This window comes from Streptomyces durmitorensis, assembly GCF_023498005.1.
GTDB lineage: Bacteria > Actinomycetota > Actinomycetes > Streptomycetales > Streptomycetaceae > Streptomyces > Streptomyces durmitorensis.
Genome location: NZ_CP097289.1, coordinates 2,264,222 through 2,287,594 on the forward strand (window position 1 = coordinate 2,264,222; position 23,373 = coordinate 2,287,594).

At 68.0% G+C, this 23,373-nt stretch carries 20 protein-coding genes; 9 read left to right on the forward strand and 11 right to left on the reverse strand.

Features of this window, described 5'->3' with window-relative positions; translation table 11 throughout:
* Positions 1-299 precede the first annotated feature (299 nt).
* From M4V62_RS10370 to M4V62_RS10405, 8 genes are all read right to left on the reverse strand, one after another.
* Positions 300-1,337 (reverse strand): mechanosensitive ion channel family protein, encoded by a 1,038-nt coding sequence (locus M4V62_RS10370; RefSeq protein ID WP_249586951.1) that lies wholly within the window; start codon positions 1,335-1,337, stop codon positions 300-302.
* Between the two features lie 204 nt (positions 1,338-1,541).
* Positions 1,542-2,420, reverse strand: a complete 879-nt coding sequence (locus M4V62_RS10375) for a heparin lyase I family protein (protein WP_249586952.1) — start codon at positions 2,418-2,420, stop codon at positions 1,542-1,544.
* Between the two features lie 2 nt (positions 2,421-2,422).
* A complete protein-coding gene (locus M4V62_RS10380; protein ID WP_249586953.1) occupies positions 2,423-4,444 on the reverse strand; it encodes an outer membrane protein assembly factor BamB family protein in 2,022 nt (673 codons plus the stop codon).
* 126 nt (positions 4,445-4,570) lie between these two features.
* A complete protein-coding gene (locus M4V62_RS10385) occupies positions 4,571-5,584 on the reverse strand; it encodes a hydroxyacid dehydrogenase (RefSeq protein WP_425575007.1) in 1,014 nt (337 codons plus the stop codon).
* Positions 5,585-5,619: 35 nt separating this feature from the next.
* On the reverse strand, positions 5,620-6,429 hold the full coding sequence (locus M4V62_RS10390) for a carbohydrate ABC transporter permease (RefSeq protein WP_249592775.1): 810 nt from the start codon (positions 6,427-6,429) through the stop codon (positions 5,620-5,622).
* Between the two features lie 44 nt (positions 6,430-6,473).
* Positions 6,474-7,370, reverse strand: a complete 897-nt coding sequence (locus M4V62_RS10395; RefSeq protein ID WP_249586954.1) for a carbohydrate ABC transporter permease — start codon at positions 7,368-7,370, stop codon at positions 6,474-6,476.
* 45 nt (positions 7,371-7,415) lie between these two features.
* Complete coding sequence (locus tag M4V62_RS10400) at positions 7,416-8,723, reverse strand: ABC transporter substrate-binding protein (RefSeq protein ID WP_249586955.1); 1,308 nt, start codon at positions 8,721-8,723, stop codon at positions 7,416-7,418.
* A gap of 121 nt (positions 8,724-8,844) precedes the next feature.
* Positions 8,845-9,945 carry a substrate-binding domain-containing protein gene (locus tag M4V62_RS10405; RefSeq protein ID WP_249586956.1) on the reverse strand — a complete coding sequence of 367 codons (1,101 nt, stop codon included), beginning with the start codon at positions 9,943-9,945 and terminating at the stop codon, positions 8,845-8,847.
* Positions 9,946-10,156: 211 nt separating this feature from the next.
* Between M4V62_RS10405 and M4V62_RS10410 the strand changes: the two genes are divergently transcribed.
* The 9 genes from M4V62_RS10410 (at position 10,157) to M4V62_RS10450 (ending at position 20,623) form a co-directional block, all read left to right on the forward strand.
* Positions 10,157-11,476 carry a phytase gene (locus tag M4V62_RS10410; RefSeq protein ID WP_249592776.1) on the forward strand — a complete coding sequence of 440 codons (1,320 nt, stop codon included), beginning with the start codon at positions 10,157-10,159 and terminating at the stop codon, positions 11,474-11,476.
* Positions 11,477-12,201: 725 nt separating this feature from the next.
* On the forward strand, positions 12,202-13,728 hold the full coding sequence (locus M4V62_RS10415; protein WP_249586957.1) for a pyridoxal phosphate-dependent decarboxylase family protein: 1,527 nt from the start codon (positions 12,202-12,204) through the stop codon (positions 13,726-13,728).
* Between the two features lie 12 nt (positions 13,729-13,740).
* Positions 13,741-15,315 carry a phenylacetate--CoA ligase family protein gene (locus tag M4V62_RS10420; protein ID WP_249586958.1) on the forward strand — a complete coding sequence of 525 codons (1,575 nt, stop codon included), beginning with the start codon at positions 13,741-13,743 and terminating at the stop codon, positions 15,313-15,315.
* A gap of 31 nt (positions 15,316-15,346) precedes the next feature.
* Positions 15,347-15,922 (forward strand): hypothetical protein, encoded by a 576-nt coding sequence (locus M4V62_RS10425; RefSeq protein ID WP_249586959.1) that lies wholly within the window; start codon positions 15,347-15,349, stop codon positions 15,920-15,922.
* Positions 15,923-15,979: 57 nt separating this feature from the next.
* Entirely contained in the window at positions 15,980-16,795 is an 816-nt protein-coding gene (locus M4V62_RS10430; RefSeq protein ID WP_249586960.1) for a hypothetical protein, read from the forward strand.
* Between the two features lie 33 nt (positions 16,796-16,828).
* Complete coding sequence (locus M4V62_RS10435; RefSeq protein ID WP_249586961.1) at positions 16,829-17,260, forward strand: hypothetical protein; 432 nt, start codon at positions 16,829-16,831, stop codon at positions 17,258-17,260.
* A 34-nt stretch (positions 17,261-17,294) separates the two neighbouring features.
* Complete coding sequence (locus M4V62_RS10440) at positions 17,295-17,861, forward strand: hypothetical protein (protein ID WP_249586962.1); 567 nt, start codon at positions 17,295-17,297, stop codon at positions 17,859-17,861.
* Between the two features lie 105 nt (positions 17,862-17,966).
* Positions 17,967-19,709, forward strand: coding sequence for a CotH kinase family protein (locus tag M4V62_RS10445; RefSeq protein WP_249586963.1), 1,743 nt, complete (start codon positions 17,967-17,969; stop codon positions 19,707-19,709).
* Positions 19,706-20,623, forward strand: coding sequence for a hypothetical protein (locus tag M4V62_RS10450; RefSeq protein WP_249586964.1), 918 nt, complete (start codon positions 19,706-19,708; stop codon positions 20,621-20,623). The genes M4V62_RS10445 and M4V62_RS10450 overlap by 4 nt, the downstream gene beginning before the upstream one ends.
* A gap of 18 nt (positions 20,624-20,641) precedes the next feature.
* Here M4V62_RS10450 and M4V62_RS10455 read toward each other — a convergent pair whose 3' ends face one another.
* The 3 genes from M4V62_RS10455 to M4V62_RS10465 are packed head-to-tail and all read right to left on the reverse strand — an operon-like array spanning position 20,642 to position 23,328.
* On the reverse strand, positions 20,642-21,334 hold the full coding sequence (locus M4V62_RS10455; RefSeq protein ID WP_249586965.1) for a GntR family transcriptional regulator: 693 nt from the start codon (positions 21,332-21,334) through the stop codon (positions 20,642-20,644).
* A gap of 51 nt (positions 21,335-21,385) precedes the next feature.
* Positions 21,386-22,387: a proline racemase family protein gene (locus M4V62_RS10460; RefSeq protein ID WP_249586966.1), complete on the reverse strand. Its 1,002-nt coding sequence runs from the start codon at positions 22,385-22,387 to the stop codon at positions 21,386-21,388.
* A gap of 38 nt (positions 22,388-22,425) precedes the next feature.
* Entirely contained in the window at positions 22,426-23,328 is a 903-nt protein-coding gene (locus M4V62_RS10465; protein ID WP_249586967.1) for a dihydrodipicolinate synthase family protein, read from the reverse strand.
* Positions 23,329-23,373: the final 45 nt, after the last annotated feature.

Consider the following 23,373-nt stretch of genomic DNA (forward strand, 5'->3'; position numbering starts at 1 on the left):
TGGTGCTCCTGATCTGCGGCCGCGCACGCGCGACTCTTTGTGTGGGGGGTACGGACCCGGGGGTCCGCTGCACTGCCCGCGCGATGTCAGGAGCCGCATCCCGGTACCCGGCGCGCACGGAGTTCCCGTACGCACGCGTGCGGTGCGCCCTTCCCGGGTGGGGCCGGGAAGGCCACGTACGCACGGCCCTCTCAAGGGCCGGGAGGCCAGGGGCGGCCGTCAGGCATCACGCGGCCCCCGACCCTACTAGGGAGGACGGTGTCGGGCACCCCCGGACAGGGGTGAGCTGGGACTCCCGGTCAGCGCGGTGCGGGAGCCTTCGCGTCGCCCTCGGTGCGGAGCCACACGGTGCGCTGCGGGTAGGGGATGTCGATGCCCGCGGCGTCGAGCGCCTCCTTGGCGCGGCGGCGCAGTTCTCGGGTCACGCTCCACTGCTGGAGGGGGACGGTCTTGACGGCCATGCGGACGACCACTCCGTCCGCGTCGAGGGACTGCACCCCCCAGACCGACGGGTCTTCGAGGAAGACCCCCTTGAACTGCGGGTCCTGGCGCATGTCGTGACCGGTCCGCTCCAGGACTTCGTACACGGTGTCGAGGTGGGACTCGTACGCGACGGAGATGTCCAGGACGGCGCGCGCCCATTCCTGGCTGTCGTTGCGGACGCGCAAGATCTCTCCGTTGCGGATGTGCCAGAGACCGCCGTTGAGGTCGCGGATCTGGGTGAGCCGCAGGCCGACGTGCTCGACCTCGCCGATGGCCTCTCCGAGGTCGACGGAGTCGCCGACGCCGTACTGGTCCTCGAGCATGATCAGCATTCCGGCCAGGTAGTCGGCGACGAGGCTCTGGGCGCCGAAGCCGATGGCGAGGCCGACCACGCCCGCACTGGCGAGCAGCGGGCCGAGGGCTATGCCGACCTGATCGAGGATCATGGCCGTGGTGACGACGGCGATCACGATGGTGACGATGCTGCTGAGCACCGAACCGATAGTGCGGGCTCGCTGCTGACGCCGTTCGTTCGCCCGCGCGCGGTCACGGTGCAGCACGGCAGGGCCTCGGTTGCTGCGGCGCGGCTCGTCCGCTTCCCCTGCCGATCCCGATGATCCGGATGATCCGGCCGACTCAGCCGACTCGGCCGGCTCCAGGATGCGCTGCACGACACGGGTGATGGCCTTCTTGGCGACTGCCCGGAAGATCATGGCCCCGACGACGATGATCGCGATGCGCAGCGGAATGCCGATCACGGTGCCGATGTGGTCGGTCAGGAACTCCGGGGCCGCGAGCGCCGGCGGACGGCCGACGCCGAGGACCTGGGGCGTCGTGGGGTCGATGGTTGCCAAGGGTCGAGCACTCCGATTCGTCGGTCTGGGATCACGAGGGACCCCATGCGCCTTTCCCGGCAGCACGGACTCAACACGGGGCGGTGTGTGGATGACGTGATGACGGTGCGGAACGGGAGTGCAGACGGGGGGTCCGCTCCCCTGCCTCCGCAGCAGCGGCTGGTGCGGAGGCCCGGGAAGCCGCGGCCCTGGGTGGGCGCTACGTCACGAGAGGTCCTCGATGCGGATGTTGTCGTGATAGATGACCCGCGTCGGAACGTCTCCGTTCTCGATCGACTCGTCGGGGCGGTAGAGACCCCACTTGAGGTAGCCGAACTCGGTCGGGTTCTCGGGGTGGAAGGTCTGCACGTCGTCGTACGTCTTGCGCAGCGTGAAGTCCGATTCGCCCGGCATCTTGGTGGAGATCTTGTAATAGCCGGTCTTGTCCTTCGTCCAACTCACGTCCACCCGGAAGGACATCCACTGGTTGACGTGCGACGTGAAGTCGTCGACCACCGTGGCCTGCAGGTTGAGGAGCGGCGACCGGAAAGCGATGCTGTTCCGCTTCGTCATCAGGTAGAAGGACGGCTTGTTTCCACCGGCGTGCTTCCCCTGGAAGATGATGTCGCCGCTGTCCGAGTCGCCCGATTCGTACGTCTTCCAGTCCTTCAGCAGGACGTCGAACTCGTACCGGTGCTCGTCGCCCACTTCGATCTTCCCCTCGGGGACATCGTTCGTGGCGCTCTCACTGCGCGGGGCTCCGTCGGAGACGTAGTCGGGGTCGCCGAGTGTCACCTTGTGCGCGATGGCGTGGTCGTCCCCGGACTTGACGACGGATGACGCGTCCTTCGCCTTGGCGTGGGTCGTCGTCAGGCCGGGGATGCCGGAGTTCAGGCTGCCGTCCTTGTAGTCGACGTTCAGCAGGGGCGATGCGCCCTTGGGCTCGCTCTTCGCAGGCCGGGGCTTGTCCTCCTGACCCGCCTGGGCGGTGGCCAGGCCAACGATCGTCAGCGTCCCTGCCAGCCCTGCGGCGGCAGCGGTCCGCACCCTCGTCCTTGCCTTCCGCGTCGACCGGTGCGTCGTCCTGCGCTGCTCGTTCACCATGCTCAGCTCGCCTTCTTGTCGTCGATCCGGACGAGGTCGTGGCCTCGCAGCGTGTAGAGCCTGCCGTCGCTGTCGGCGTTGACGTGGGGACCGCTGTACCACGCACCGTTGATCTCGGGTACGACCTTGCTGACGGCGAAGGTCTTCGGGTCGAAGCGGAAGAGGGTCGTGTCGGAGACGCCGTAGACCCTTCCCCGGCTGGTGACCATGGCCGCGAATCCGGGACAGATGTCACCGTGGTCGGCGGTGTGGACCACGGTGCGGGCCCGTAGGCCGATGACGAAGAAGCCGCCCTTTCTGGTGAGTCCGTACAGGTTGCCGCCCTGAACCGCCAGTGCGGCCACTCCCGTGGTCAGGGAATCGGGGAGGTCGATGCGCCACAGCTCCTTCCCGACGACCGGGTCGAAGGCGACGACCGTGCCGCGCGGCCCCTTCGTGGTGGGGTTGTCACCGCCGAGGTACGCGATGCCCTCCCGGGTGGCGACCGCGCGCACCAGCTGGATGTCGTCGACCGGGTTGATGAACGCGCGCTTCTTGCCCGTCTTCGGCGAGTAGGTCCACAGCGAGCCACCGCCCTCGGTGTCGGACTGCACACCGACGAGCATCAGCCGGTTGACCGGGTCGTGGCAGATGTCGAGCGGCCGGTTCTGCTCGCTCGGGAACGAGGCGATCTGGTGGGGCTGCTTGTCGTCCGACGGGTCGTACGCCCATATGCCCTGCGAGCTGTACTGGCCGGTGTAGAGCACGCCGGCCAGCAGTTCGGCGTCCTTCGCCTCGCCGGGCGCCCGGAGGTTGACCACCGTGTCGGTGCCCAACTCATGGCGTGTGATGACGTTGTTGCCACCGACGAAGACGTACTTGTCGTCGGCGGCGATGCCCATCGCGGTCTGCGGGCTGAGGGGTGCGCCCGCCTTGCCGAGTTCAGTGATGACGGACGTACCGGCGGCCGTGTCGATCTCGCCGACGAAGCCGTACCCCGAGACGACGGTCAGTTTGCCGTCGGCGTGGTCGAGGCCCCAGATCTCACCGAGGTCGGGACCGTCGAACTCGACGGGGGCGAGCGCTTGGGTGGCCGCCGAGTAGGAGTACAGACCGGCGTCGGAGGCGAAGTAGATCACGTCGCCCTTGGCGGTCAGGTTCTTGACCACCTTGCCCTCGGTGGTCTTCACCTTGTACGAGGAGAGGTCGGCCAGGTCAAGCACGGCCAGCTTGGCGGGTTGGGTCGACCCCGATGTGCCGACGACGAGGCGGTCGCCGACGACGGCGAGCTCACGCAGGCTTGGGTCCTTCTGCAGCTCCGGCGGTGTGACGTTGCTGAACGTGCCCTTCGCCCGGTCGTACGCGTACAGCGACGCCTTGCTGGCCTCGCCGCCGCCGGACAGGACGCTGCCCGCTCCGAAGAAGACGGTCTTGTCCGTGGCCGCGACGGCCCTGGCCAGAGTGGCCTTCGGGTCCGGGATGCCGAGGTTGGTCATCTTGTCGTCGGCCGGGTCGTACATCCACAGCGCGGGGGCCTTGCCGGGTATGCCGCCCACGGCGTACACGGTGCCGTCCGGGGCGACGGCCAGCTCGCGGATGTCACGGTCCTCGGTCCGGCCGACGCCCACGGCGGGCTTGTCCGGGGTGCTCAGGTCCCACCGGAAGAGGTTGGGCTTGCCTTCATCGCCCTTGGTCAGGATGCCGGCGTACAGGTACTTGCCGTCCTTGTCGGCGGCGAGCGCCTGGATCGAGTGCCCGTAGCCGATTTCGGTCTGCGACACCACCTTGCGGGTCGGCAGATGGAACCCGATCACCCGGGTGGGAGTGAGATTGCGTGATCCGATGTAGACGGTGTCGCCGACCTGGATCCCGCTCATCAGCGCGAACTGGACGATGCCGGGGCCGAGATCGGTGACCCTGGTACGGAATCCTTCCGGCGCGGCTTGGGCCGTCGCGCTGAGCAGCGGTGCCGCTGCCGCGGCGAGCCCGATGCCTCCGCCTGCCCGGAGCAGTCTGCGCCTGCTCATCGATGTGTGGTGTCGCACGTGAACTCCTTTGTCAGTGCGGGATATGTGGGGGGGGGACAGCGCACAAGTGGGTGAGCGGAGCTCACGGGAGAGCGCTGGTGGCCTGTGGTGAGGGCGGTGCGTGGGGGACGCCGCCCCCGCCCGTCAGGCCGACGTCGCCAAGGCCGCCCGGTGGACGGCGTGGGCGAACGGTCTTTGTGAGCAGTAGCGCACGACTTCGTCGATGGCACTGCTGGTGATGCGCCGGAGCTCGCCGCCGAGCGAGCCCGCGATGTGCGGGGTGAGCAGGACGTTGGGAAGGGAGTAGAGCGGTGATGCCGCGGGCAGCACCTCCGGCTCGGTGACGTCGATGACCGCGTGGATGCGCCCGCTCGCGGCTTCGGCGGTGAGCGCGGCGGTGTCGACGAGGGAGCCGCGGGCCGTGTTGATGAGAGTGGCGCCGTCCCGCATCGACGCCAGCCTGCGGGCGTCCAGGATGTGGTGGGTCTCCGGCAGGGCGGGGGCGTGCAGTGTGACGACGTCCGAGTCCGCGACGAGTTCGTCGAGTTCGACGTGCCGGGCGTCGAGTGCCGCCGCCTGTTCCGCGTCGATGTACGGGTCGGCGAGCAGGAGATCCAGTTCGTAGGGCCGCAGCAGTTCGAGCACCTTGCGGCCGATGAGCGAGGCACCGACCACGCCCACGGTCCTGCGGTAGTTGCCGAACCCCGGGAAGCGCTGCGACCAGTCGGACACGTCACGGTGCTCGCGGTAGATGCCGCCGATCTCAAGGACCCGCTTGTTGGCGAAGAGGATCGCGGCGACGGTGTACTCGGCCACGGGCACGGCGTTGGCCGCGGCGGCCGAGGAGACCGCGATCCCGCGGTCCCAACAGGCCTGCGTCACATGGTGCTTGACGCTCCCTGCCGCGTGCACGATCGCCTTCAGGGCCGGTGCGCGGGCCAGCAGGTCCTCGTCGAGGACCGGGCAGCCCCATGAGGTGATCAGGATTTCCACGTCCTTCAGGGCCGGTTCGTCGTCGAAGTCCTCGGCCACATGGTCCGGATCGATGTCGACGTACGCCGTCAGACGCTGCCTCTCGGCAGGCGGGAACATCGCGTCCCGGTGCCGGCGGCCCATGGCGAACAGGGCGCGGGGCCGGGAGGCCGCGGTCGAGTGCATACGGGGATTCCTCACGGTGGTGGCTTGCTCGTGGCCTACTTGACGGCGCCGGCGGTCATGCCGGACTTCCAGAACCGCTGGAGCATCAGGAAGACGATGATCAGCGGTACGACGGACACCAGCGAACCGACGACGGCCAGCAGGTAGTCCTCGGGGTGCCCTTGGGAGAGCGCGGAGGAGTACCACACGTAAAGACCGAGGTTGACCGGGTAGAGGTCCTGGTCGGAGAGCATCACCAGGGGCAGGAAGAAGCTGTTCCAGATCTGCGTGAACTGGAAGAGGAAGATGGTCACGAAGCCGGGTGCCATCATCGGGAAGGCGACGCGGCAGAAGGACCTGAACTCCCCCGCCCCGTCCATCCGCGCCGCTTCCAGGACCTCGTCCGGCACATAGGCGGCGCTGAAGACGCGGGCCAGATACACGCCGAACGGGAAGACGAGGCCTGGCACGAACACGCTCCAGAACGTGTTCACCACACCGGCTTCGGCGGCGAGCAGGTAGAGCGGGATCGCCATCGCCGTGCCGGGCACCATCACGCCGAGCAGGACCAGCGAGAACAGCCGCTCCTTGCCGGGGAACACGAGCTTGTCGAAGGCGTACCCGGCGGCGACGCCGAACAGCGATGCCAGCAGGGCGCCGACACCGGCGTACCCCACGGTGTTGAGCACCCAGCGCAGGTAGACGCCGTCGTCGGCGGCGAACAGCTGCTCCAGGTTCTCGGCGAGGTGGATCTCGTTGCCCAGGGAGAAGCCGTTCGTCCCGAACAGGTCCTCGCGGCTCTTGGTGGAGGACAGCATCAGCCAGGTGAGGGGCAGCAGGGTGTAGAGGGTGGCGAGGCCCAGCATCGCGGTGACCCCTGCCTTGGACAGCAGGACGGACGGTGGCTTGGTCACGGCTTGCTCCCGCGGCGTGAGATACGGGTGACGATGAACGAAAGCACGGCGGCGAACACGGCGATCAGCAGCGAAGCGGCCGCCGCGAGGCCGAAGTCGTTGTTCTGGAAGGCGGCCGTCTGGACGTACATATTGGGTGTCCAGGTGCTGCCGATCGCGCTGGAGGCGCTGTAGATGACCTTCGGCTCGGTGAAGAGCTGGATCGACCCGATGACGGTGAACAGGACGGCCAGCGCGATCGACGGGCGGATCATCGGGACCTTGATGGCCAGCGCCGTGCGGATGGCACCCGCGCCGTCGACCTTCGCCGCGTCCAGTGTCTCGCGGGGCACGGCCTGCAGGGCGGCGTAGAAGATGACCATGTTGTAGCCCATCCACTCCCACACGGCGATGTTGGCCGCGGAGAACACCGCGACGTCGGCCGACAGGAAGCTGATGTCGATGCCGCCGGACTTCAGGAAGTCGATCACCGGGCTCAGGCCCGGCGTGTAGAGGTACACCCAGATCAGCGCGGCGATGAGACCCGGCACGGCGTGCGGCAGGAACAGCGCCAGCTGGAAGAAGGACCGGGCCTTGGCCAGGCCGCTGTCGAGCAGCAGGGCGAGTACCAGTGCGCCGCCGATCATCACCGGAATGTAGAGGGCGCAGTACGCGGCGACGACGAGGAAGCCGTCCAGGAACTGCGGGTCGGTCAATGCCTCCGCGTAGTTGTCCAGGCCGGAGAAGACGTTCTCCGTACCGCCGAACCCGAGGCCGGATGTGCGAGTGGTGAACAGGCTCAGCCAGGCCGCGTACGCCAGCGGGGCAAGCGTGACGACCGTGAACAGGACGAAGAACGGGGACAGGAGCAGGGTGGCGGTTCGGCGCTGTCCACGGGTGGATGGGGATGCCATGCCGGCCTTTCTCGGTGGGACGGGTCGAGCGGTTGACCGGCACGCTTACGGAGCGGTGACCTTCATGCCGCGCTGCCTCATGTGCTTGACGGTGGTCTTCTCGGCGTCCGAGAGCACCTCGGGCAGGTCTGCCTTGCCCTCGGCGACCTTGGGAAGCTCGTCCACGATGGCGGTGTTGGTGGTGCCCATGGCGGGGCCCCAGGTCCAGCCGCGCCGGATCGCCCGGTACGACGACGCACCGATGGCATAGACGTCCTGTCCGCCGAAGTACTGCGTGCCGAACGCCTTCTTGGTGACCGGCACGAGCTTCGGGTCGGCGGGGAACATGCTGCTGGTGCCGGAGGACACCCATGCCTTCATGCCCTCGGGGTCCGTGGTGATCCACTTGATGAACTCGGCTGCGGCACCGCTGTTGTCGGCCCCCTTCGGGATCACGAAGGACGAGCCTCCGTACATGCCCGAGGCCGGCTTGCCGTCCCAGGTGGGCACGGGGGCCACGGCCCATTTGCCCTTCTGGTCGGGGACGGTCGCCTGGTGCGCCCCGGCGCACCAGCTGGCGCAGACATAGGCGACGGTCTGGTTCTTCTGGACGCTCGTCCAGAACGGGTCCAGTGAACTCAGCGAGCGGACGAGGTCCTTGCGGGCGAGGTCGCCCCAGTAGCCCGCGGTCTTCTTGGAGGGGGCGTCGTCGACCGTCACCTTCCAGGAGTCCTTCCCGGCGGTGAACCACTTGCCGCCCGCCTGCCAGGTGAGCGCACTGAGGAGGCCGGGGTTGTCGGTGTAGAGGACCCCGCCGCGGGCGTCGGGATCGGCCTTCTTCACCTTCTCGGTCATGGTCCGGTAGGCGTCCCACGTCTTGGGTACGCCGATCTTGTGCCGGTCGAAGAAGTCCTTGCGGTACATCATCATCAGGGGCGCCGCGTCACGGGGGACCGCCCAGGTCCTGCCGCCGAGGTCGACCAACTGGCGTACGGCTTGGGGGAATTGGTCCTTGACCACGGGGCCGAGCGTTTCGCTCAGGTCTTCGATCTTCCCCTGGGCCGCGAACTCCGGCAGGTTCGGGTACTCGACGACCGCGACGTCCGGGGCGGTGCCGGCCTTCACCGCGTTGGTGAGCTTGGAGTAGTACTCCTGCCCCGACGGGACCGTCTCGAAGGTCACCTCGATGTCCGGGTGGCTTCGGTTGAAAGCCGCGGCCACCTCGTCGGAGCCCTTGACGAAGGACCAGAAGGTGACCTTTCCGGTCTTCTCGGCCGCGGGGGCGGACCCCTGGCCTGCTCCTCCGCACGCCGTGGCAAGCAGGGCGAGGGCCGCGACAGGGCCGGCCAGGGCGGCCGTGGTTCTGCGAAGCATGATGTTCGCCGATCGTTCGCTGGGATGTCGAACGAAATCATTAGCCAGCACCAAGGCTTCGTCAATGCTTTTGGTTTCATTCAACGCCAAACGAAAGCAAACGATGCGCGCGAGTCGCGCCCTACTTGCGCTCGGCGGCCTCCAAGGGCGCCCCGCTGGACGCCCTGACCCGCAGCTCCGGACGGAGCAGCAGCTCGGCGAGCGGGGGTGTCGCGTCGGCGAGCCTGCGCATCATCAGGTCGACCGCCCACTCCCCCACCGCCCGCTTGGGCGGCGCCACGGCCGTGAGTGGGACGTCGCTCAGCTCGGCGACCTCGTCGTCGTAGGTGACGATGGCCAGGTCATCCGGGACGCCGAGGCCGCGCGCCTGCAGGAGACCGACGAGGGTGACGGCGTCGAGATCGTTGTGGACCAGCGCCGCCCGGACCTCGCCCGCCTCGACGGCCCGTACGAGCTCCGCCAACTGCTCCTCGAACGGGGCGGGCTCGTCGGCGGAACCGATGTGGTGCTCCGGGCCCGTCGGCAGCCCCAGGGCGGCGCACGCCGCGGCGTAACCCTCTCGGATCAGGGGCGTGTTCGGGCTCTCGACCCTGGCCACCAGCGCGATCCGCTCGTGCCCCAGCGCGGCGAGATGGCGCACCGCGAGGCCCGCGCCGAAAGCGTGGTCGGACGCGACCTGCTCAAGCCGTCCGGCCTGCGCGCCGGCCCGCCGGTCCACGAGGACGACCGGCACGTCGAGGCCGCTCAGCCACTCCTCGGCCTCCTCGGCGGGTTCGAGGCCCGCGCGCGGCATCAGCAGCAGACCGTCGGCGCCCGACGCGACGAGCCGCCGCACCTGCTCCTTGTTGTCCGCGAGCGTCTCGCCGGAGACCGTGAGCACGACCCGGACGCCGTGCGTACGCGCCGCGTCCTGCACCCCTCGGATGATCTCGGGGTAGTAGTAGCTCCCCGGGGGCACGACGAGGCCCAGTACGTGTCCCTGACGCACCGCGGGCCTCGGCGCCGCGGGGCCGGAGGAAGTGGCCTGCTGGGCCGCGGCCGGGGACATCGCGCCACCGTGCACGCGGACGAGGAGCCCGCGGCCGGCCAGGTCCCGCACGTCCTGGCGCAAGGTGACGGCGGAGACACCCATCTCGGCGGCCGCCTCCTTGACCTTGATGGTCCCCCGGCGCTCCACCATGCGCAGGATCGCTTCACGCCGCTCTTCTGTCAGCACCCGCATGCCCCTCTCACTGCTCGCTGCTCCTGCTCATCGCGAGTGAAATCGTTTGCTTTCACTCGACAAGCGAAAGGTATCAATGGGCAGCCGGAGGCGGCACCATCCGTTCACCCCGTGGCCCTCCGCCCGACGCCGTACCTGCCGGACAGGCTTCACGGCAAGATCACAGAGTGCTCTCTGTCATGGAATGCCCATGACAGAGAGGATCTCTTCCATGGCCAACTCCCGCAGACACCGGACCACTTACGGCCGACTGGCCCTCGTCACGGCCCTCGCGGCGGTCGCCGCCGCCGTGCCCCTGAACTCCGGCGCGCTCGCGGCCACGGCACTGCCCGCCGTCGAGCCGCGCGCCGAGACCCCCGCCCTGCACGACGACGAAGCGGGCGGCGACGCCGACGCCGACGACCCGGCGATCTGGCGCAACACCGCCGACCCGGACCGCAGCCTGGTCGTCGCCACCGCCAAGCAGGGCGGTCTTCGCGTGTACGACCTCGCCGCGCGCGAGGTGCAGTCGGTTCCCGCACCTGCCGCGCCCGGACCTGACGACGCACCCGGCCGCTTCAACAACGTCGACCTGGTGCACGGCCTTCGCCTGCCGTCGGGCCGCACCGACCTGGCCGTGACGAGCGACCGCGGCAGCGACCGGCTGCGGGTCTACCGCATCGACCGCGACCGCGCGGGCGGCCCGCTCACCGACGTCACCGACCCGTCCGCGGCACCCGTCTTCTCGTCCTCGCAGGAGGAGATCAACGAGCAGCGCACCGCGTACGGCCTCGCGACCTGGACGGACCCGTCGACGGGCCGGTCCTACGCCCTGGTCAGCCGACGGGAGCGGACCCGCATCGCGCTCCTCGAACTGACCCCGAAGAGCGACGGCACGGTCGGCTACCGCAAGGTCCGCACACTCGACCTGCCTGCCGACTTCCGCCTGCCGAACGGCACTTCGTGGTCGCCGTGCGGCGAGCCGGGCGAGCTGCCCCAGGTGGAGGGCATGGTCGTGGATCCGGCCAACGGCACGCTCTACGCGGGACAGGAGGACGTCGGTATTTGGCGACTCCGTGCCGATCTGACCGGCAAGCCCCAACTCGTCGACAAGGTACGGGAGTTCGGTGTCCCCGGGACGTACGACCCTTCGACCGAGGAGTGCGAGGCGGGAGCCGACCCCGGCTACGGCGGCAAGCACCTCAAGGCCGACGTCGAGGGCCTGACGCTGCTGGACGACGGCGACGGCAGCGGCGACGGACAGCTGCTGGCCTCCAGCCAGGGCGACAACACCTTCGCCGCCTACGACCGCGAGCCGTCCGACCACAACGAGTACGAGGGCGGTTTCCGCGTCACCGCGGCCTCCTCCGCGCTCGACGGCTCCGAGGAATGCGACGGTGCCGCGGTCCTCAACAAGCCGCTCGGCGCCAGGTATCCGCACGGTCTGCTCGTCGTGCAGGACGGTCACGACGTACCGGGCGATCCCGAACGGCCCTCCACCAACTTCAAGTTCGTGGACCTGGGCGACGTACTCGACGCCGTCGACGACTGACACCACATCGGGTGGCGGCCCCACGGGCCGCCACCCTTTTTCTTTTCTTATTCAAGCGAAATGGTGATCTATCGCCGCTGCCGACCATGGCCAGAATTTCACCCGCCCAGAATGAGACGCTCCCTTCGCCGGAACACGACAGTCTAGTCGGGCACATGACAACGGCAAGCGACTTTTACCCATGACCGGATTTCGTCGATGAATCCCCCCTTGACTCCTTACGCCACCTGGAGCCGGAACGGCCGGCCGCTGTCCGAAAGTCGAGGACGCCGCCCGAAAGCCGAGGTGCCTGTGAATACAGATGAGGCCAAGAGTCATTGACGGCCCGTCAGGCGGCTCGCGCTTCTTTTTGGACAGACCATTGAAAGAGTCGACCTCTTCGAAACATATGGCTCTACGGTTGCTTCAAGTGGGGGGAAACACGAGGGGCACGAGGGGGGAAACGCCGATCGTGTGGGTGTGGCGCGAGAACCGGGGGGTCCGCGCCGCCCTGTAACACCAAAGGCTGTTCTTTCTAGGGGGCTCTGTGCGGCTGCCACTGACCGGGTGCCGCCGGAGCAGATGGTGCTGTCCGGCTTGACCAGCCGGGCCGTCCCATCGAAATCGAATCGGCATTCGAAGTCCTTCTGCCCATCGGCATGCTCAAAGCGCTGGACTCTGCGCAGTCCGCGTCCGCCCCACACCTACATGTCGGGCAACACAGGGACTTTCCGAAGGAGACCCCCGTGACGGAATCTCGGCCGCACAATCCCACTTCCGACGGGAGCGGATTACTGCTCGAGGCGTTCGATGCTCAACTGTTCCGGGAAACTTCCGAAACCGCTCTTGCGAAGCTGGAGAAGCACCTTTCCGATCTCTCCATCAGGGGTCTCGAGCTGATCGATCCCGCGACGTTGTCGGATGCGGCGAAAGCCCTGATGACGACGGAGCGCGAGAGGGTGGCGACGTTCGACGAGGAGAAGCTGGCAGGGATCATCGACCTGTACATCAGGACCGGGATCCAGGTGCACTCGCCCGGATACATGGGCCGCCAGTTCTCTGGCGTCGTACCACTCGCCGGCGTCATCGACTTCGTCAGCTCGGTGGTCAACCAGCCGGCCTCGTTCTACGAGGCGGCCCAGCTGCCCAACGCGGTCGAACGGATCATGGCCGATGAGCTGAACCGCTTCATCGGCTGGGATCCGGCGCGGTTCACCATGGTGACCACCTCAGGCGGGTCCCTGGCCAACCTCACCGCGCTCCTGGCGGCCCGCAACCAGAAGCTGCCGGGCTACTGGTCGGAGGGCGGCTCCTCCTTCCGGGGCCAGCCGCGGCCCGCCATCGCGGTGGGCTCGGACGTGCACTACAGCGTCGCGCGGGCGGCCGGTGTGATGGGCATCGGCGACGCACAGCTCGTGCGCCTTCCGCTGAACAGCCGGGGGCAGATCTCCGTGGCGGACGCACGGCCCGCCCTGGAGGCGGCCGAGCGGCAGAACCTGAAGGTGTTCTGCCTCGTCGCCTCGGCCGGCAGCACATCGGTGGGCGCCTTCGACCCCATCGACGAACTGGCCGACCTGGCACGGGAGAAGGATCTCTGGCTGCACGTCGACGGCGCCCACGGAGCGAGTCTCCTGGTGTCGGACACGCTCCGCGAGAAGCTGCGCGGAATCGACAAGGCGGATTCCCTGACCTGGGACGCGCACAAAATGATGTTCGTGCCCGCGCCGTGCACGATGCTCTTCTACCGGGACAAGGAGTCGAGCCTCACCGCCTTCCGGCAGAAGGCCAGTTATGTGTTCGACGAGGAGCCGGACATTTACACAGCGTACGACAGCGGGGGCAAGAACTTCGAGTGCACGAAACGGCCCATGATCATGACCCTGTGGTCGCTCTGGGCCATGTACGGTCCCGCCCTGTTCGCGGAGAAGATCGAGTACCTCTGCCAATTGACGGAAGAGGCCCACGGCATCGTACGGGCCGAGCCCGACTTCGAGGCACTGCACCGTCCGGAGGCGAACATCCTGTGCTTCCGATATCACCCGGCCGGGGTCAGGAAAGAGGATGTCCATCGCCTCCAGATCGCCATCCGCAACAGCGTGAAGCTCCGGGGAAATTTCTTCATCTCGAAAGTGAACGTCGACGGTGTGGCCGCACTGCGCGTGGTCATGATGAACCACCAGATCACCGGCGAACACTTCCGGATGCTGATCTCCGAGATCAGAAGGACAGGTCAAGACCTGCTCAGCAGCGAAGCGGGAACAGAAACAGCTTAGAGGGGACGGATGTTGAGTACATCTCATGTTCCACAGGCCACCCACGTTCCGCCGACCGCACTGACGCCTGGCGGCGCCCGTGAACTGGCCGACTGGCTCATCCCGGACGGTGAGTTGCTGCCGGAATCAGTTGAAGCCGTAACCGCACTTCCTTCGTTCGCCGAGAAGTTACGTGAATGCGAACGGGTCTGTCAGACGCCGTACAGCGAGGTGTCGCACGACGTTCAGGAAGCCGTCGTCCTGCGTCGCCTCCAGCAAATGGTGAACACGGCGATGCTCAATCCCCTGTGGCGCGACCGCCTGCGCAACGCGGGGACCGTGCAGGCCCCCGAGACCTACGAGGCCTGGCAGCGGATTCCGCTGTCGGACAAGGACATCCAGCGCGACTTCTTCATGGATTCGCGGCCCGGCATGGTGGTGCCCCTCACCCGCGGCGAGTTCGAGATCGTGGCCAGCGGCGGCACCAGCGGCGGCCGCCCGCTCGAAGTCGTGTACTCCCTGCGGGAGTTGAAGGACACGTACGAGATCGCAGGGCGCTTCATGGGTGCCTACCAGCTCGCGAGGTACCTCACGGGCGCCGACCCCAAGTGGCTGTTCACCACGCTGGCCGACTACCAGATGTGGAGCAGCGGCACGATGGTGGGCGGCGTGCTGCAGCACGTGCCCGGCGTCAACTACGTCGGCGCGGGCCCCGTCACGGCCCCCGTCCTGGAGCACATGTTCTCGTACAAGGGCCCCAAAGCCCTGATGGGGATCTCCGCGGGCATCGGGATCCTCAGCGAGCTCGGCGCGGGCATGCGCAGGGAGTCGCGGGAGAGCTTCCGCGTCGCCCTGTACGGCAGCGGGGTGCTCTCGCAGCGCAAGCGGGTGGAGCTGCAGGCGCTGTACCCGAACCTGGCGATCCTCAGCTACTTCGCCGCCACCCAGGCGGAGACCATCGGCCTGCAACTGGACCCCGCGTCACCCAACCTGTCGGCGGTGCCCGGCCTGCACCTCATCGAGATCGTCGACGAGAACGGGCAGTGGGTTCCCGAGGGCGAGGAGGGCGAACTCGTCGTCACCCGCCTGCACGCCCACGAGACACCGCTCCTGCGGCTCAAGCTGGGCGACCGGATGATCCGGCGGCCACGGACCGAAGGCCCTGGCCTGAAGACCCAGCAGTTCGAGTTCGCGGGCCGCACCGGCGATGTGCTCCACATCAACGACAGCCAGTACTCCGCCGCCCGCGCCTACACCGCGCTGCGCGACGAGCTGAAGGCCACCGAGGCGGTGGACCTGGACGCGGTGGCGCACGACGTCCAGTTCGTGAACCACCGCGAGGGCAGGACCATCACCCTGTTCGTCTCGGTGGACGACGTGCTCGGCATGACGTACCGGACGGACACGACCCTTGGCCCCTACGGGGTCCAGCAGGTGTTCGTGAACGCCCTGCCGCGTTCCCTCTCGCTGTTCAACCACGGGGAAGCGAACCCCGCGTCGATCGAGAAGACCGGCTACAGCTTCCGGCTCAAGTTCGTGCCCCGGCTCTCGGCCGAGATCGAGCGGACGGCCGTCGGCAAGGTCCCGCTGGTGCGGGACCGGGGCTAGCGCCGACAGAGCGCCTACAGGAGGAGTGAGGATGAAGCACCAAGTCAACATCATCGCTGTCGTCGACGTCATCGGAGCGCTGTCGGGCAGCACGCTGCTCGACGGCAACCTCTGCATGATGGACGACGGCGGTCACAACAGCGCCCACCAGGGGACGCCGAACCTGTGCACCGTGGTCAAGCCGGGACAGGTCGTCTCGTGGTCCGCCCTGGCCGTGGACCTGCAGACGCCGGTGGAGATCAAGAACATCTCGTTCGTGCCCGCGGACCAGAACGGCCACACGTCTGGGCAGACCTCGGGCCAGGCGCAAAGCCAGACGCAAGGCCAGGGGCAGGGGCAGACACAAGGCCAGATGCCGGGCCAGCCCTACGGCCAGCCCCAAGGTCAGCCATACGGCCAGTCCCACGGCCAGTCCCAGAGCCACGCGCAGGGCGCCCAGGGCGGCAATCACGCCGAGGGCGACAAGCTCGACCTCGACGTCTGGACGGGCGTGGTCCCCAACTGGCTGACGCCCGGGGTCGCTTACCAGTACCGCCTGGAACTCCAGATGTACGAGGGCGAGAACAGCGTCATGCACATCGACACCCCCGCGTTGATGTGCGAGTAGCAGCCGGAGCAGGGCGGCAAGGGCCGGGAATCAAGTAGCGGCGACAAAGGCGGAATCATGCCCCAACAATTGGCGATCATCGTGCTCGTGGACGTCGGCAGTGCGCTGGAGTCCGAGTCACTCGAAGGCAACACCTACCTGTTCGACAACATGAAGCTGCAAGGCTCCACGAACCAGGGAACCGGCGACCTCGTGACGGCGATCAACGGCTCCTACTGGAGTGACGGGTCCCAGGCCAGCGAGCAGGTGCTCAACTGGCTTCCGTACAGCCTGGGTTCCATCCCGCCGACCGTGCCCCGCGGCTATGAGTTCGAGCGGGCGCGGCGGAGCGACGAGAAGGCGCTCGAAGACCTCCAGGACCTGGCGACCAAGTCCTCGGTCGCCGGCGTCGACCAGGCCGAGCAGCTGAGCCAGATCCGCAAGACCGTCGGAGCCCGCGTCAAGACCACGCGGCGCACGCGCGGCCGCATGTCCGGGCAGAAGATCCTGGACGTGACCGGCAAGGTGGTCACCGAGGACAACACGGCGGCGTACACCTACCCCGCCCCGGTGATCACCGACATCTACGGCGAGGCAGTCGACTCGAAGATCATGTATCCGGCGGAGTACGGCTCCCCGGACCTGGTCACCGACGGCTGGTACTGGTCGGCGACCGTCGACACCTCGCGGCCGGGCACCTACTCGTACGTGATGCGGATCCAGCTGCACAAGCTGGTGGGCCTCAACGGCGAGCTGCGGTGGGAGGCGGTCAACCTGATCTGTCCCTCCACTCTCAAGATCACCTCGGAGCCCCGGCGCAACGCCTTCACCAAGGCAGGCATGGGCCTGCTGCCCATCCCCCCGGACGCGGGAGCGCGTCCCGGCAGCCACTGATCCCGCAAGGACTTCAGCCAGAAGGAGGAGCAGATGACCACCACGCCGAGGCGGCGGGAGACCGGCGCCGCGAAGCGGCCCATCTCCATCACCGCCGTAGTGGACTGTGTGGGTGCCCTGGCAGCCGGCAACATGCAGGGCCACCTGTACATGTACGACACGAACAAGTCAGCGGGATCCACCGGCTTCGGCACCGAGGAGCTGCAGACGCGCGCCCGCAAGGGCGACCAACTCCTGTGGAACGCGCTGGCGTTGGAGTGCGAGGCGTATGTCGCCATCGACGGCATCGTGATCGACAGCTCGATCTGCGTACCGGAGCGGAAGGTCTATCCGGGCACCGACGTCGCCTACTGGATCGGCACGGTGAAGAAGGACGCGCCCAACGTCACGTACCAGATCAAGTTCAAGCTGGGCACGAGGGACGAACCGATCGCCACCACCCTGTCGTCGTCCCTCATCGGCTAGGTCCGGGCATGACGGCGTACGCGAAGGAGGAGCGTTGAGCAGCAGCGTGCAGGAGAAGTCGGCAAGCGGCGCGCACCACAAGCAGAATCCCGGACAGCTGAACTCGGTCCAGCTGAACATCGTGACGCTCATCAACATGGAGCGAGCGGTGGAGACGGGCTCCCTGAGCGACTCGATCTACATGATGGACAACAGCATCGGCGGCAAGGGACAGGGCACGTCGTCCCTGGAGACGGTCTGCAAGCAGGGCCAGGTCCTGAACTGGATCGTGCGCCCGCTCGACATGGAGAAGCGCAGGGACGGCACCTGGCCCCCCATGCCGAAGATCAACAACATCACCTTCCTCGACACCGAACTGGGTGACGAGGAGGACGTGGCCGAGCGGAAGATCTTCACCGAGCTGAAGATCTACGGGATGCCCGACCGCATGCGGGACAAGTTCACGCCGGTCTACTACTACTGGGCCGGCACGGTCCTGAGCACCGCCAAGCCGGGCGTGCACAGGTACCGGCTCGTCATGGAGCTGGAGCAGGAACACAAGAAGGAAAAGCTGTACCTGAACACGGCGATTCACCCCTCGATCAGGATCCTCGGGGTCTGACGGACCACGTGACCGCCAGGCCGGATATCGGTCTGGCGGTCATGTGGCGTCGGGCGTAGAGAGGAAGGTTCACCCCAGCACCCCAGGCACGCCCAGGGAGGCCCAGTGGACAGGACCATCGGCAAGGGAACGTTCCGGGACGCGTTCAAGAACCAGGTCATCGCACTCTCCGCGCTGGCGCCGGGCACGGGACGGCGGCTCGCCGAGCGGGCCAACGCGACAGCGGGTCCGGCCGATGCCGCACTGCGGACGAAGGCCGAGTTCAGCACGTTGTACGACCTGCTGCTCGCCGAGCAGGGTGACACGTCGGCGGACGGCAGCCTGGTCCTTCTCGACACGGACGGACAGCTCACCGCGATCGGGCGGATCGTCGACGACTTCCTCAACTCGGCCGAGAACAAAGCGGAGTTCTTCGCTCAGGACATGTATCAGGTCAAGGTCACCGGCTGGCCACCCGGCGTCCTGACGGCCGACGAGGTCATGGAGGCTCCGCAGGGCGCCCGGCTGACCCTGGCCAGGAGCAGCAGCCCGGACGACACGATGCTCGCGACACCGTCGTTCTCGATGGTCAACAGCGGCAACATGACGGCCCACGCGCCCAAGCGCTCCTGGAAGGTCGACTTCGAGGTCGGCGAGAGCGAGGACCGGCTCTACGGCATGGAGCGGATCAACCTCAAGGCGATGTACAACGACCCGTCGCAGATGCGGGAGGCCGTCGCCTGGCGGCTCCTGGAGCGCGCGGGCATCCCGGCGGCGCAGCACACGTACGCGACGTTCTCGATCAACGACCGCTACATGGGGCTCTTCTCGGTCATCGAGCAGGTCGACAAGAAGTTCCTGAAGGACCACTTCGGCAAGAACTCCGAGGGCAACCTCTACAAGGCCTACTGCGGCGACGTCGGCTGCGCGACCCTGGAGCACCGCACCGGCACGGACGGCGCCGACAGCGGACGGCAGTACTTCACGGCGGGCAGCCTGGAGGACGACCGCACGTACCGCCTGAAGACGAACGAGGACAACCCGTCCGCCAACACCTACGACGACCTCGCCGCGCTCGTGAGGACCGTCAACGGAGTCCAACTGGAAGGCGGCGAGGACCGGTTCGCGTCCGACGCCTTCCGCGACGCGGTCGAGCAGGTCCTGAACGTCCCGGCCTTCCTGCGCTGGGCGGGCGCCAACGTCCTCCTGGGCAGCTGGGACAACTACTTCGCGACACCGTCGAACTACTACCTCTACAACTCGGGGCGGCTCGGCGACCCGACGGGCTTCATGGCGCGCCCGTACTTCACGTTCATCCCGTGGGACTACGACAACAGCTCGGGCATCGACTTCTTCTCGACGCAGTGGCAGTACACGGACCTGCTCGACTGGCCCGCGATGAGCCGCAACTACTGCCGGATCACGCGCGCGCCGCACGAGGTGTCACACCTGCCGCTGTTCACCAACCTGCTGCGGCACCACGACTTCTGCCAGTACTACCTCGACCACCTCGAATTCCTTCTGGACACGGAGTTCGGCCCTGAGCGGGTCGCCGCGCTGCTCGGCACGGAGGGCTCGGGGCGGACCGACGGCCTGTGGCAGCTCATCTCGTCCGCCGCGTACGGCGAGTCCACGAGCCCGCACGGACAGCCCTTCACCGGGCGGCAGTTCACCAACGACGAGGTGTACCGCGCCGCGTACCGGCAGTGGGAGATGAGCCGGGGCTCGCAGTTCACGTACGGGATCTTCCACTACACGCGCATGCGCTACGACCACGCACGCCAGCAGCTCGCCGAGCTGCGCAAGACCTACCCGAACGGAGCCAGTGGGGCGACGTTCCCGGGCGCGATGGAGGTACTGCCCTCATGACATCGACGAAGAAGTCGGCGGCGCGCGAGCTCCGCCTGGTCAAGGAAGCGAAGATCCAGGACCTGATCGGCGACGGCGCGGGCACCCGTCTGGAGGCGAGCGGCGTCATCTACCGCGACGGCGCCTTCCTGATCGTCTGCGACAACCTGCCCTCCCTCATCCGGGTCAGCAGCGAGCTGTCGCCCAAGGCTCCGGAGAACGGCGTCCTGACCCGTGCCAAGGGCAAGAAGTCCGGCGGCGCGAAGGCGAACGAGGGGTACGAGGATCTCGCCCACGACGAGCGGCGCGACCACTACTACACGCTGAGCGAGGCCGAGCCGGTCAAGTCCAAGGGCTTCCGCGCGCGCGTCCAGGAGTACGACGGGAAGCTGCGCCCTGTCGGCTCTGCGCAGCTGGAATTCGATCTGGCGGACGCCAACAAGGGCATGGAGGGCCTGGAGTGGGTCGAGCGCTCGGGCACGGGCCACCTCCTCGCCCTGTGCGAGGGAAACCGGTGCGAGGGCGGCAAGAAGGGCAGGACGCCGGGCGGCGGCCGCATCCAGGTCTTCCGGCGCGGCGGCAAGCGTTGGATCAACACGGCCACGATCCGGCTGCCCAAGTCGCTGCCCTTCGAGGACTACGCGAGCGTCTCCGTGCGCGACGGACGGATCGCCGTCCTGTCGCAGGCGTCGTCCGCGCTCTGGGTGGGCCGCATCTCCACCAAGAAGTGGGAGGTCGACGAGGGCACGGTCTATCGCCTCCCCACCGACAACAAGGGCCGCACGCTCTACGGCAACCCCGAGGGCGTGTCCTGGGTCTCGGCCGACTACGTGGTCATCGTGTCCGACCGGGCGAAGAAGGGCGCGGAGAACGAGCGGTTCCGCGAGAAGGACCAGTCGATCCACCTGTTCCTGATCCCGGGCAACAACCACTGACCTACACCGGCCACTGACCTACTCGGCGGCCCACAGGCCGCGCACGTGACCGAGGTGGCGGGTCATCACCGCGCGTACCGCCTCCTCGTCGCGGGCCAACAGTGCGTCGAGGATCTCCAGGTGCTCCTCGGCCGACGCCTCCAGACGGCCCGCGTCGACCAGTGCCTGGAGCCCGTAGAGCCGAGAGCGCTTGCGCAGGTCGCCGACCACCTCGACCAGGTGGTCGTTGCCGCAGAGCGCGAGCAGACCGAGGTGGAAGCGGATGTCGGCCTCGACATACGCGATGAGGTCGCCGTCCGACGCCGCGGTGACGATCGCCTGCGCGGCGGGCCGCAGCGCTTCGAGTGCGGCGGGGTCCGCCGACGTGGCGAGCTCCGCCGTGGTCGGGATCTCGATCAGCGCACGGATGTGCTTGTACTCGTCGAGCTGCTTCTCGGAGACCGCGGTGACCCGGAAGCCCTTGTTCGGGACCGTGTCGACGAGCCCTTCCTTGGCGAGGTCGAGCATGGCCTCGCGCACCGGGGTGGCGGAGACGCCGAAGCGCACGGCGAGGGTGGGCGCCGAGTAGACCTCGCCCGCGCGCAGCTCGCCCGCGATGAGCGCGGCGCGGAGCGCGTCCGCGACCCGCTCGCGGTAGCTGCTGCGCGTCCCGCCGAGGCTGGGCAGCGCGGCGGGGGCTGCGGACGGAGCGCGGTTGCCCTTGGCGGCCATGGGGGCGGTTCCTCCTGGGTGCAATGTCACGTGCCATGAGTATCCCAGGCTCTAGAGGACGAACCCCGCCGGGAAGGGGTCGTCGGGGTCGAGGAGGTACTGCGCGGTGCCGGTCACCCAGGCGCGCCCGGTGAAGCTGGGCAGCACGGCGGGGGTGCCCGCGACCTCGGTGGTGGCCAGGAGCCGCCCGCTGAACTGTGTGCCGATGAAGGACTCGTTGACGAACTCGGTGTTCAGCGGCAGCTCGCCGCGCGCGTGCAGCTGGGCCATGCGCGCGCTCGTCCCGGTGCCGCACGGCGAGCGGTCGAACCAGCCGGGGTGGATGGCCATCGCGTGCCGGGAGTAGCGGGCGGTGGCGCCGGGCGCGTAGAGGTGGACGTGGTGGCAGCCTCGGATGGACGGGTCCTCGGGGTGCACGGGTTCGTCCTCGGCGTCGATCGCCTCCATGAGCGAGAGACCCGCCGCGAGGATGTCGTCCTTGCGTCCACGCTCGAAGGGCAGGCCGAACTGGTCCAGGGGCAGGATCGCGTAGAAGTTGCCGCCGTAGGCCAGGTCGTACGTCACCGAACGGCCGTCCGGCAGGGTGATCTTGCGGTCCAGGGCGACGGCGAAGGACGGCACGTTCTTCAGCGTGACGGACTTCGCCGCGCCGTCCTCGACGGCGACCTCGGCGACGACGAGGCCCGCCGGGGTGTCGAGGCGGATCGTGGTGACCGGCTCGACGACCTCGACCATGCCGGTCTCGACGAGGACGGTGGCGACCCCGATCGTGCCGTGCCCGCACATCGGCAGATAGCCGGAGACCTCGATGTAGATCACGCCGTAGTCGCAGTCGGGCCTGGTGGGCGGCTGGAGGATCGCGCCGCTCATCGCCGCGTGGCCGCGCGGTTCGTTCATCAGGAGCTGCTTGATGTCGTCGCGGTGCTCACGGAAGTGGAGCCTGCGCTCGTTCATCGTCGCGCCGGGGACGGTGCCGATGCCGCCGGTGATCACGCGCGTCGGCATGCCTTCGGTGTGCGAGTCGACCGCGTGCAGGACGAGTCTGCTGCGCATGTGCGGTGCCTTTCGTACGAGTCCTACGCGGGGGAGGTTCAGGCGAGTCCGGCGGCGATGGCCCGTTCGGTGGCGGTGCGCACCGCCTTCTCCTGCTCGGGGAGCAGCGGCACGCGGGGCGGGCGGCAGGGGCCGCCGTGCCGCCCGGCGATGTCCATGGACAGCTTGATGGCCTGGACGAACTCGGGCTTGGAGTCCCAGCGGAGCAGCGGGTGGAGCTGCCGGTAGAGCTGGCCCGCCGTGCCCAGGTCACCGGCCACGGCGGCGCGGTAGAGCGCGACGGACGCGGCGGGCAGCATGTTCGGGTAGCCGGCGATCCAGCCCTTGGCGCCCGCGACGGCGAGTTCGAGCAGGACGTCGTCGGCTCCGATCAACAGGTCCAGTTCCGGGGCGAGTTCGGCGATACGGTAGGCGCGTCGTACGTCTCCGGAGAACTCCTTGACGGCGTGCACGTATCCCTCGGCGTGCAGCTTGGCGAGGAGTTCGGGCACCAGGTCGACCTTGGTGTCGATGGGGTTGTTGTACGCCACGACGGGGACGCCCGCCTTGGCCACTTCCTCGTAGTGCGCGAGGACGGAGCGCTCGTCGGCGCGGTAGGCGTTCGGCGGCAGGAGCATCACGGAGGCGCAGCCCGCGTCCTTGGCCTGCTCGGCCCAGCGCCGGGCCTCGGCGGAGCCGTACGCGGCGACGCCGGGCATGACGCGCTGCCCGCCGACGGCCGAGACGGCGGTCTCGACGACCTTGGCGCGCTCCTCGGGAGTCAGCACCTGATACTCGCCGAGTGATCCGTTGGGCACGACGCCGTCGCAGCCGTTCTCGACGAGCCAGGTGCAGTGCTCGGCGAACTTGCCGTAATTGACGGAGAGATCGCCGTTCAGCGGGAGCGCGGTGGCGACGAGGACGCCGTGCCAGGGGCGGGGACGGTCGGCGGGGGTGGTCATGGGCGGGTCCCTTCGTTGCGGTGCGGTGCAGTGCGGTGCGGTGCG